Source organism: Flaviaestuariibacter terrae (genome assembly GCF_054777635.1).
Map to the genome: position 1 here is coordinate 152,111 of NZ_BAAHAL010000022.1, position 13,045 is coordinate 165,155.

The 13,045-nt window shown below is 62.5% G+C and carries 2 protein-coding genes; both read left to right on the forward strand.

The genetic code is table 11. From position 1 onward, the window contains the following. Positions 1–148 precede the first annotated feature (148 nt). Positions 149–12,055: an Ig-like domain-containing protein gene (locus ACYU7Z_RS17490; protein ID WP_460572848.1), complete on the forward strand. Its 11,907-nt coding sequence runs from the start codon at positions 149–151 to the stop codon at positions 12,053–12,055. 30 nt (positions 12,056–12,085) lie between these two features. Continuing rightward, positions 12,086–13,045 carry a PorP/SprF family type IX secretion system membrane protein gene (locus ACYU7Z_RS17495; protein WP_460572850.1) on the forward strand — a complete coding sequence of 320 codons (960 nt, stop codon included), beginning with the start codon at positions 12,086–12,088 and terminating at the stop codon, positions 13,043–13,045.

A 13,045-nucleotide genomic window follows, 5' to 3' on the forward strand; every position in this document is an offset into this window, starting at 1 on the left:
GAACCGGGTAAACGACTTGTTTTCAGGCAGATAGCGTTCCGACGCTCCTGGCTGGCCGCCGGTCGATGCACGCTACGACCTCGAAAAACGCCAAAACGCTTTCCCGGAAGCATTCTTCCTGGGAGCAAACAAAAACCTTTATCTGTTTATGAGACAGTGCACCGCCCTGCCTGGTACACCTGTGTGTGCCTACCTGCCCGCTACCCTCGTTCGCGAAAACAAGACCCGCCATTCCCTCCGGCACCGCTTCGGCCGTCGCCTGGTTGGCATGTTGAGCCTTCTGGTCCTCGCAGCATCCGTACAAGCGCAAAGTACCGCCAACTATGTGTTCAGCACCGCTACCAACGGCTCGCTCGTTGATATGAGCTCGGGAACCACCCAGCTTATCGCCAGCAGCCAGGACGATGCGCAGTCGGCCATTACCAACCTCCCCTTCGATTTCTGGTTTATGGGAACCCGCTACACGCAGTTTTCCGTGAACAGCAACGGCCTCATCCGCCTCGGTGGAACAGCTGTTGGAACGACGGGCAACACGCAGATCGGCGGAACCGCCTCGGCACCGCTGATCTCGCCCTTTTCGCTCGACACGAAAACGTCGGCCACCGGCAAGGTCCATTACATGGTTACCGGCACGGCACCCAACCGCGTGCTGGCGATCGAGTTCCTGAACATGCAGATCGGATGGAACTCAGGTACCGCCGATGGTACCTACCAGGCACTGCTCGGTGAAGACGGATCGATCCGCTTCATTTACGGCGATATGACCTACCGTTACGTACCGGGAACCACCACCGTATCGGCCGGTATCCAGTCGTCGAACACGAACAATACCTACGCTACGATCAATATCGGCAGCAATGCCGTGACGACCTCCGGCGGCACGACCAACTACAACCTTGGTTCGACTGCCCCGGCTACGATCCCTGTGAGCTCCACGGACAACAGCAGCCGCCGCGTGTACACCTTTACACCGACCGCCCCGACTGCCGCCCCGACGAACCTGCAGTTCACGAACACGACGGCCCTCGGCATGACGCTGAACTGGACGGCGCCCACGCCCCTGAGCAATACGGCAGCCTACGCTATTTATTCGTCCACCGACAACAGCAGCTTTACGTTTGCCGGCTCGGTTCCCGTAGGCACCAACAGCTTTACCGCCAGCGGCCTCACGCCCGCCACCAACTATTTTTGGAAAGTATACGCGGTAGGGGAAGGCTCTTTGTCGGATGCGCTGACGGGTTCCAACCCCACGCTGATCCCGGCTGTTTATACCTCGACTGCTACCGGCGGCCTGTGGAGCCAGCCTGCTACCTGGGTTAGCGGCACGGTGCCCGGTCCCGGCGACGAGGTAACCATCGTCGACGGTTCTACGGTGATCATCGATGTCAACCCCGTTGTCAGCAACCTGACGATCGGGGAGGGGACCTCCGGCATCCTGGTGTACAACCCCAATGCTGCGCAGACCCTCACCGTGACCGGCCAACTGACGATCAACAGCGGCGGCTCCTTCCGTGCAGCGGCTGTTGGATCCACCAGCACCATCACGACGCATGCCCTTTCCATCGGCGGCAACCTTGTAAACAACGGCACGATCGACTTCGCCTCCACGGCAGGAGCCGGCGGTACCGCCGTAAATGCATCTCGCGTCGCTGTGACCTTCACCGGCACGGGCAACAATATATTCGACCTGAGTAACGGCACGATGGCCAACTTCGCCGGCGTTACCGTCAACAAAGGCACTTCCGCAGCAGCTACGCTGACCTTCAGCGCACCCGCCTCCTTCCTGTCGGCCGCCGGCGCCGTGAGCTCCGGCACGACCATCTCGGTAGCCAGCACCACCGGCCTCACCGTAGGTATGTATGTAAGCGTTGTGTCGGGTACCGGCACGTTCGCTGCCGGCACCAAGGTTACGGCGGTGAACAGCGGCACGCAATTCACCGTATCCGCGGCGCCCACGACTGCGCTGTCGGCCAATGCCGTCGTCCTCGGCTCCACGGTTTCCAACCTGTCGGCTGCCAGCCCGGGCTTCCTCACCCTGACGAACGGTACGTTCGTAGCAGGTGGCACGCAGGCCTACAAGCTTCCGCTCTTCGCGGCAGCGGCGTACACGATCCCGGCTACCGGCGGACTGACGGTCAACAACAGCAACGCCGTCATCACCGGGCTCAATGGCTCGCCGACACTGAACGGCAAGCTGACGATGACCGCAGGTACCTATAATGTTGGTACCGCTACCGGTAACTCCATGGGCGCTGCCGCTACCGCCAACATCCAGGTGACCGGCGGTACGATCAATTTCGCCGGCCGCTTCAACACTGCAAACGCCATCACCTTCAATATGTCGGGCGGCACCATCAACGTGACCACCGTTGGCAACAGCAGCACCACCGCTGCCGGCCTCGGCATCACGAGCACGGCGGCCTCCTTCACCATGTCGGGCGGCAGCATCAACCTGGTGCAGGCCTCGACCGGCACTACGCCCTACGATTATTATGTAGCGGCTGCCAACCCGACCATTACCGGCGGTACCCTGAATGTCGGTACGGCTGCAACGGTCACTAAATTCACCTTCGTCATCATGGGCTCGATGCCCAACGTGGTGATCGATAACACAACGAACAACAAGACGGCCCAACTCTCGGCAACCTCACCAGCCATTGCTTACGGCGACGTGCTGGTGAACATCGGTACAACGCTCAACCTGAACGGGACATCCCTGACGGAGCGCGGTACGACGCTGACCAACAACGGCACCATCAACGGCAGCGCATCGGGCAGCCGCCTGTCGTTCCTGTCGGCCGGCGCCCAGACCCTCGCGGGAAGCGGTGCCTTCACGACACCCCTCGACGGCCTGATCGTGCGCTCGGGTGGCGGCCTTACGATCAGCCACGCCAGCTCGTTCAATACCCTGCGCGTGGAGCTGCAGAACGGCACCATCACGAACAGCAACAAGATCATCCTCGGCACGGGCGCCGCTCTTGGCGTAACGGTGCAAACGGGTTATGCCGGCAATACCGGTCCCGGGGGCTTCTTCGACGTATCGCCGATCTTCAACCTCGGTACCGGCACCTATACGATCTCGGCCCAGCAGGAAAGCGTTCTCCGCACACTGGCCCTGGAGATCCCCGCCAGCCGCAGCATCGGCGCCCTCATCGTGAACAACACCAACGGCGTCACCTTCAACGGCGCGCTCTCTTCGGGCACGCTGACCCTTACCGCCGGTAACCTCAATACAAGCGCCAGCAACCTGCTCACCGTAACCGGTATCACTGCCGGCAGCGTCAGCGGTGGCTCGGCTGCCTCTTATGTGAACGGACCGCTGCAGCGCACGCTGCCCGCGAGCCTCGCGACCGGCAGCACGTTCTCGTTCCCTGTGGGCAAGAGTGGCTACAACGGCCTCGACCTCGTGAACCCGGTGACCACCGCAGGTGGTACCGTGATCGTTCGCGCAGAAGCTTTCGACGGCAACGCAGGCGGCACGCCCGGAACGATGTTCAGCAGCCTGAGCACGACCCGCTACTGGGAAGTGCAGGTGCCGAGCGGCAACGCCAACTTCGGCAGCTCGCTTATCCGCCTCAACGATACCCGCGGCTCCTTCGATGCCATCGGCTACAGCGCCACCCAGGCCGGCACCTACACGCTGGTTGGCGGTGCTTCGCCGACGCTGGCTGCAGGCAGCATCACTTCTACGACACCGGCCGTTACGAGCCTGGCAGGCTTCTACCTGATGGCGCTCAAGTCGCCCCCGGTGCTGAGCAACCTGACGATCGCGCCGACGAGCGTCAACTGTACGACCTCGTCTCCGCACACGGTTACGGTGGACGTCAGCGGCGGTTCCGCTCCCTACAGCGCGGTGCTCACGTATACCGTGAATGGCGGTACGCCCCAGAATGTAACGATGACCCTCAGCGGATCGACTTTCAGCGGTTCGATCCCCTCGGTAACTCCTGCAGGTGCTACGGTTGCCTGGAGCGTAACGGTTACCGATGCCAACTCACTCACATCGACCATCACCGGCACACCTTATCAAGACGCACCGCTGGTAGGCGTTGTGCCCTTCCTGGTAGCCAGCCCCACTACGGTGTGCGCGGGCCAACCGGTAACCCTCACGGCAAACCCCTCGTTCCGCGAGCGTTTTGAATCCTTCCCGGTGACAACCTTCGCAGCGACGGCACCGCTCACGGCAACGCAAAGCACGGCCTACTTCGCAGAAGGCAGCAGCGCGGTTCGCCTTACCTACGCCGACAATATGGACGCCGGCTACGCCATGACGCAGAACTTCGACCTGTCTGGCTTCAGCAGCGCCCAGCTGACCTTCAGCCACCAGGCGATCCTTGAAGGATACATTACTTCCTATGATTACGGTTACGTGCAGTACTCGACCAACGGCGGTGCTACATGGACCAACTTCCCGACCTCGAGCTATGCCGGCAGCGGCACGCTGTTCAACAGCGCCGTGAGCTTCTCCACGAAGAGCTACTCCGACTGGATCAGTACTTATACGGGAGCTACCGTTGTTCCGAACAATAACCTCTGGAAGAACGAAACGATCAACATTCCCGCGGCTGCCCTCACAAGCCAGTTCCGCATCCGCTTCCGCATCACCAGCGACGGCTCGGTGCAGTACTACGGCTGGATGATCGACAACGTGCGCATCGGCCTCCCGGGCTCGGGCACCTTCAACAGCTACCTGTGGCAGGACGGCAACAGCACGACCGGCAACACCTATACTTATGTTCCGACGACAAGTGAAAACGCTGCGGTTCTTGGTGTGGATGCCAACGGTTGCACCACCGATATCTCCAACCTCGTTCCCATCACGGTGAATGCGCTCCCGGCAGCCCCGACGGCCCACAACAGCACGCAGTGCGGTCTCGCGGTTCCGACGGCCTCGGTTACTTCCAACACGGCTGCAGCCACGCCGACCTTCAAATGGTACGATGCGGCCACGGGCGGCAACCTGCTTCAATCGGGCACCTCGGCAACGTACACAAGCGCCATCAGCGCAACCACGACCTTCTATGTGTCGGAGCTCAATAGCAGCACCGGTTGCGAAAGCGCCCGCACGGCAGTGACCGTTTCGGTGACCACGCCTGACCCTGTGACGGCTTCGAGCGACGTCAACAACGTTTGCCCGGGTACAGTAGTAACACTCACGGCCCAGCAGACCGGAAACACGCAGCACTATACTTATACCTGGACTGCCTCGCCTGCAGCCGGCTCGGGTATCCCGACAAACGTTACCGGTGCCAGCGTACCCGTAACGCCGACTGCCGGTGGCACGTTCGTATACACGCTCACTGCAGTTGACGGTACCTGTACGGCCTCTGCTACGGTGAATGTAACCATCACGGCACCGCCCGCCATTACTTCGGTAACGGGCACCTCGCCGGTATGCCCCGGCGCCTCTATTGCCCTTGCGGCGCAGAGCGTTCCGGCACAAAACGGTACGGTTGCCCTCGGCACAGCCACGGGTACCAATGCCACAACGACTTCCTCGGCAGCCGCCTACCCGACCTGGTACGGCAACGGCCGCCAGCAGTACCTCGTACTGGCTTCGGAGCTGCGGGCTCTCGGTCTGGTAGCCGGCAACCTGACCTCCCTTGGCTTCGACGTGGTGACCGCCAACGGTGATCCCGCCACGCTCAATGGCTATACCATCAAGCTCGCCACAACCACGGCAACGTCGATCTCGGCGTTCCAGGCCGGATCCTTCACTACGGTGTGGGGCCCGCAGAACTATACACCGGTTGTGGGCATCAATACGCACACATTTACGACCCCGTTTGCCTGGGATGGCACGTCCAACCTCATCGTGGACATCTGCTTCTCCAACAGCGTAACCGGTAACGGCTCTGCACAAACGAAGCAGACCGCTACGTCCTTCTCCTCGAGCGTATACTACGCTGCCGATGGCGCGGGTGGAAGCGGCGCCTGTACTACCACGACCGTGAGCGGCTCTGAGAATATGCGTCCGAACATGATCTTCGGCGGACTTGCCGGTGTGGATCTTACGTCGACCTACACCTGGACCTGGAACCCCGGTGGCCTCACGGGCGCCTCGGTAACGGCCACGGCTCCCGCCAACAACACCGGCGCCCCGATCACACAGGTGTACACGGTAACGGCTACCAACAGCACGACCGGATGCTCCAGCAGCGCTACGGTGAACGTTACGGTGAATGCAACACCTGCCACCCCGACGGCTACCAACTCCAACCAGTGCGGCCTCGCCGTACCGACGGCATCGGTTGCCTCGAACAGCGGCCTCGCTACGCCGACCTTCAACTGGTATGCAGCCCCCACCGGCGGTACCGCGGTACAGACCGGCACGCAGACCACTTACCAGACTGCGATCAGCACAACCACCACCTTCTATGTGTCTGAAGTAAATACCGCAACGGGTTGCGAAAGCAGCCGCGTGCCGGTGACCATCACGGTTGCCGCGCCGGATCCGGTCACCGCCTCTGCAGGTGGTCCGGTTTGCCCCAACACGGCCGCCTCGCTCAGCGTGGTACAAAACGGCTCGACACAGAACTATACCTATACCTGGACCGCCAGCCCCGTTGCCGGCTCGGGCATCCCGACCAGCATCAGCGGCGCTACGGTTTCGGTAACACCGACGGCTTCGGGCACCTACACTTACACGGTAACCGCCGTTGACGGAAGCTGCACGGCTTCGTCGACTGTAAACCTTACCGTGAAGCCGAGCCCCGTTATCACGACGGCAACGGCTACGCCGGGTACCATCTGCCCGGGTGGCAGCGTGGCCCTCGCGGCAACCAGCATCGGTGTTGGTGCCGGCACAGCCAGCATCGGCGCCGGCGCGACGACGACGTCGACCTACCCGGCTCCGTTCTACTCGCTTTGGTCGAACAAGCACGAGCAGATCATGTTCCGCGCCTCCGAGCTGACCGCCGCCAACCTGCGCGCCGGCAACATCACGGCCCTGAACTTCCCGACCACCTCGGGCACCATCGCGATCCAGAACGTAACGATCAAGATGGCGAATACGACCCAGACGGACCTGAGCACTTTCGTCAGCTCCGGCTTCACGACGGTCTTCACGGCCGCCTCGCTCGCACAAACCGCCAACACGAACAACCGCGTGGTGCTGAGCACGCCCTTCAACTGGGACGGCACCTCCAACGTGGTAATCGAGATCTGCTTCGGCACCGCCTCTTCGAGCGCGACGCTTAGCAGCACCTCGCCCGCCGATGTGACCTCCTTTACCTCGGTGATCAAGACCCACATCTCGGCAGCTACCGCAGCAGCCACGGTATGCGGCAACACGACCACCAACCTCCTGACCTACACGACCCGTCCGAAGGTGATCCTGGAAGGCCAGGCCGTCAGCAACATCACGTCGAACTATACGTGGACCTGGAACCCGGGCAACCTCACGGGCGCCTCGGTAACAACGACGGCTCCCGCCAACAACACGGGTGCCCCCATCACACAGGCCTATACGGTTACGGCCAACGACGCCGCCAACGGCTGCTCGACAAGCGCTGTCGTTAACGTCACGGTGAACCCGACGCCCAACGCCCCGACGGCTACCAACAGCACGCAGTGCGGCTACGGTGTGCCGACGGCCTCGGTAGCTTCGAACACCGGTGTGGCCACGCCGAGCTTCAGCTGGTATGCTGCCCCGACGGGCGGTACGGCGCTGCAGACCGGAACACAAACGACCTACCAGACCGCAATCAACGCAACGACAACTTTCTATGTATCTGAAGTCAATACGACGACAGGCTGCGAAAGCGCTCGCGTGCCGGTGACAGTTACCGTAAACCAACCCGATGCCATCACCGCTGCTGCCAACGCGGGCACGGTGTGCGCCAACGGTGCGGTGAACCTGACGGTTACGCAAACGGGCAACACGCAGAACTATACCTATACCTGGACCGCCTCCCCGGTTGCGGGCTCCGGCATCCCCAGCTCCGCAAGCGGTGCTGCGGTGACGGTTAACCCGACGGCCGCCGGCACTTATGTATATACCGTAACCGGCGTCAGCGGCGCCTGCACGACCTTCAGCACGGTTTCGGTAACAGTAAACCCGAACCCGCTGATCACATCGGCTACCGGCCCCAGCAGCGCTGTCTGCCCGGGCTCGGCAGTGGCCCTGTCGGCGCAGAGCGTTCCGGCACAAAACGGTACGGTCGCTCTCGGCACCGCCACGGGTACGAATGGTACTACGACATCGTCGGCTGCTGCCTACCCGACCTGGTTCGGCAACGGCCGCCAGCAGTACCTCGTACTGGCTTCGGAGCTCCAGGCCCTGGGCGTTGTTCCGGGCAACCTGACCTCGATCGCCTTCGACGTGGTGACCGCCAACGGCGACCCCGCCACGCTCAACGGCTATACCATCAAGCTCGCCACAACCACGGCAACCTCGATCACGGCGTTCCAGGCAGGATCCTTCACTACGGTGTGGGGCCCGCAGAACTATACGCCGGTTGTGGGCATCAATACGCACACATTCACGACCCCGTTTGCCTGGGATGGCACGTCCAACCTGATCGTGGACATCTGCTTCTCCAACAGCGTAACGGGTAACGGCTCCGCACAAACGAAGCAGACCGCTACGTCCTTCTCCTCGAGCGTATACTACGCTGCCGATGGCGCGGGTGGAAGCGGCGCCTGCACCTCCACATCGGTGAGCGGCTCGGCCAGCATGCGTCCGAACATGATCTTCGGTGCACGCGTCGGCAACGTGCTGACGGGCAACTATACCTGGACCTGGAACCCCGGTGGCCTCACGGGCGCCTCGATAACGGCTACGGCTCCCGCCAACAACACCGGTGCGCCGATCACACAGGTGTACACGGTAACCGCTACGAATGCCACGACGGGCTGCGCCAGCAGCGCTACGGTGAACGTTACGGTGAACGCAACGCCTGCCACCCCGACGGCTACCAACAGCACGCAGTGCGGTGTTGCCGTACCGACGGCATCGGTTGCCTCGAACAGCGGCCTCGCCACCCCGACCTTCAACTGGTATGCAGCCCCCACCGGCGGTACTGCGGTACAGACCGGTACGCAGACCACTTACCAGACTGCGATCAATGCAACGACCACCTTCTACGTATCTGAAGTAAATACGACGACAGGCTGCGAGAGCGCACGTGTACCGGTAACGGCCAACGTGACCCAGCCCGATGCCGTGACCGCAAGCGCGAACTCGCCGATCTGCCTGGGCAGCGCGGTAAACCTCAGCGCCACGCAGACCGGCAGCAGCAACAACTACACGTATACCTGGACGGGATCGCCCGCCGCAGGCTCCGGCCTCGGCGCACCGGTAACGGGCGCGACGCAGACGGTCACACCGACCGCTGCCGGTACCTATACCTACACAGTCACTGCCTTCGACCCCGCCGGCTCCTGCACGGTGATCTCGTCGGCCAACGTGACGGTGAACCCGAACCCGGCCATCACGTCCATCTCGGCCAACCCGACGCTTGTCTGCTCGGGTGGTACCATCACCCTGACGGCTTCGAGCAACAACGTTGTTGCGGGCAGCACGGGCATCGGTGCCGGCGCCACGACCACTTCGACGTACAACGCTCCGTTCTACTCGCTCTGGTCGAACAAGCACATGCAGATCATGATCAAGGCTTCCGAGCTGACCGCCGCCAACCTGCGCGCCGGCAACATCACGGCCCTGAACTTCCCGACCACCGCAGGTACGATCGCGATCCAGAACGTAACCATCAAGCTCGCGCAAACGGCGCAGGCCGATATGAGCACGTTCCTCACGTCGGGTCTGACGACGGTCTTCACGGCTCCCTCGCTGGCGCAGACAGCCAACACGGACAACCGCGTAGCCCTGACGACTCCCTTCAACTGGGATGGCACTTCGAACCTCGTGATCGATCTCTGCTTCTATAACCCGTCTTCCACCGCCACGCTGTCGAGCACTTCGCCCGCCGACGTCACCTCGTACACCTCGGTGATCAAAACGCATGTGACCTCCGCGGCCACATCGCCGACGATCTGTGGCGATGTAACGACCAACTTGCTGACCTACACGACCCGCCCGCGGATCATCGTGGAAGGCCAGGTGAATACGGATGTTACCGGCACCCTGAACTGGACCTGGAACCCGGGCAACCTTTCGGGCGCCCAGGTGATCGCACCGGCACCAACCACAGGCGGCGTTCAGACCTACACGGTGCGCGCCACCAACGCCAGCACCGGCTGCTTTGCCACGGACTCGGTGAGCGTAACGGTAGGAGGGGCCTTCACCGTTGCGGCCAGCAGCAGCCCGGCCACGATCTGCGCCGGCAGCAGCGCCACGCTTACGGCCGTACCGACGGGCACCGGTGTTCCGTACACCTACGCCTGGACCGACGCCAGCAACACGAACCTTGGCAGCAGCGCCACTCTCACGGTGAGCCCGGCTACGACCAGTGTTTATACAGTAACCGTAACCAACTTCTGCGGCACTTCGGTATCGCAGCAGGTAACGGTGAACGTGAACCCGATCCCGCAAACGACGCCTTCGCTGCTTGCGCAAACGGTGTGCAGCGGCGCGGCGACCGCTCTCAACTTCAGCACACAGGCTACCGGTGGCAGCACCACGTACGCCTGGACCAACAGTAATCCCTCGATCGGACTCCCGGCTTCGGGCAGCGGCAACATCTCGTTCACGGCTGCCAACGCAACCGGTACGGTACAAACCGCGACGATCACGGTAACGGCATCGTACAGCAACGGCGGTACGACCTGCACGGGCCCGGCGGCAACGGCTACTATCGCCGTGAACCCGAACCCGACGGTCAACCCGGTAGCTGACCAGACGCTTTGCGCGGGTACATCCACGACGGCGATCGCCTTCAACGGCAGCCCCGCCGGCATCACCTACAGCTGGACCAACAGCGCCCCGTCGATCGGCATCCCGGCTTCGGGTACCGGCAACATCGCTTCCTTCGCAGCTACGAACAGCGGCAGCAGCCCTGTAACGGCGATCATCACGGTAACGCCGCAGTTCACGGGCGGCAGCCAGACCTGCCCGGGTCGTCCTGACACCTTCAGCATCACGGTGAACCCGATGCCGACAGGTACCATCACGGCGCCCAACGGCACGCTGATCTGCCAGGGTACGGCGGTTCCGCTGCAGGTAACCGGCGGTACATCGTACCAGTGGTTCTTCAACGGCAACCCGATCACCGGCGCCACAGGCTCCAGCTACAGCGCCGCGCAGGTGGGTACGTATACGGTCAATATCACGAACGCCCAGGGCTGTACCGGTCCTGCCAGCAACAGCATCACGGTAGGTTCCGTACAGGCGCCGGTTGCCGACTTCACGTTCAACAGCTATTGCGTGAACAGCCCTGTGCAGTTCACCAATACGACAACAACGTCGGCTACCATCCCCGTTGACTACAGCTGGAGCTTCGGCGACGGCGGCACGAGCACGCAAACGAGCCCCACGCACAGCTTTGCATCGGTGGGTAACTACTCCGTTCGCCTCGTGGCTTCCTACTCCGGTTGCCCCTCGCTTAACGATACGGTGACCAAGACCATCGGCATCGAAGCACCGCTCCCGGGCCAGCGCCTCGCTACGATCGACGTTGTGGCCAACCGCCCCACGGAGATCCATGCCCGCAACCTGCCCAACGCGCACTACAGCTGGACACCCACGACCGGCCTGAGCAACCCCGCTCTCTGGTACCCGGTGGCCACGCTGAGCCAGGAGCAGGAGTACCGCATCCAGATGTCGTTCAACTCGGGTTGCATCACAGTGGATACCCTGCTGGTACGCGTGCAGAAGGGTGATGACATCTTCGTTCCCACGGCCTTCTCGCCCGACGGCGATGGCGTGAACGATGTGCTGCGCCCGATCACCGTTGGCCTCAGCACCTTCCGCAGTTTCCACATCTACGACCGCATGGGCCGCGAGCTGTTTGCGACCAACCAGATCAACCAGGGCTGGGATGGCACGCTCCGCGGAACAGCGCTGCCGGCAGAGACCTACATCTGGGTCGTGGAAGGACGCGACAGCAACGGACAGATCATCCGCAAAACAGGCCAGGTAGTACTGGTACGCTAACAAGAACACTGATAAACTAAAAACCGAATTATGAAAAAGATACTGGCAACCTTAACCCTGCTCACGGCCGCTACGGCGGCCGGGGCGCAGGATGCGCAGCTGTCGCAGATTTTCAATGCGCCGCTGCTCCTGAACGCCGCGCAGACGGGCCTCATGGACAAGCAGTGGCGCATTGCCGGCGGCTACCGCAACACCTCCTTCTCGGGCGGTACCAATGCCTTCTCCACCGGCTACCTCTCCGCCGACACCCGCCTTAAGTTCAAGGGCGTCTCCGACAACGACCGCCTCGGCTTCGGTGTCTTCGGCTACCTCGACCAAAGCTCCGGCGGCGCGCTCAAGACCAACTACTTCGGCGCCTCGCTGGCCTTCAACAAAGCCCTCAACACCACGGGTGCCACCCGCCTGGGCGTGGGCGTGCAGGCCCTCTATGCCGCCCGCTCGCTGAACACCAACAAGCTCACCTTCGAAGACCAGTTCGGCTCCGGCGGCTTTTCCACCGTGCCCTCGCGCGATGCTGCCCGCGGCGGCACCGACCACCACCTGGACCTCAACGTAGGCCTGCAGCTTACCCACGATGCCGCCCGCTGGGGTGCAGCCGTGGGCGGAGCGCTGCGCCACGTGAACCGTCCCCAGGAATCGTTCTGGAACGCGGACTACCACCTGCCGATGGCCTACACGGTGCACGGCCAGGTGTATGGCCGCACCTCGGGCGGCGACAAGGTAACGGTGCAGGCGCTGTACAACTCCTTTGGCGAGCAGAGCTACCTGCAGGGTGGGCTGATCTTTTCGAAGAACATCCACCTGTCCACCACCGAGACGACGCTGGACCTGGGGCTGCTGGGCCGCGACACGCGCACCATCATTCCCTACCTGGGCCTGAGCTACGGCCGCACGAAGGGAGCCATCACCTACGACGTCACCACCTCGCAGAGCAAGCAGGCCGGCCTTAACCGGCAGAGCCTGGAGATCATGCTCGCACATAGTTTCTAA

Excerpts from the sequence above, each read along its gene's own strand:
- ACYU7Z_RS17495 (WP_460572850.1), top strand. The coding sequence starts at position 12,086 with ATGAAAAAGATACTGGCAACCTTAACCCTGCTCACGGCCGCTACGGCG.
- ACYU7Z_RS17490 (WP_460572848.1), top strand. The coding sequence starts at position 149 with ATGAGACAGTGCACCGCCCTGCCTGGTACACCTGTGTGTGCCTACCTG.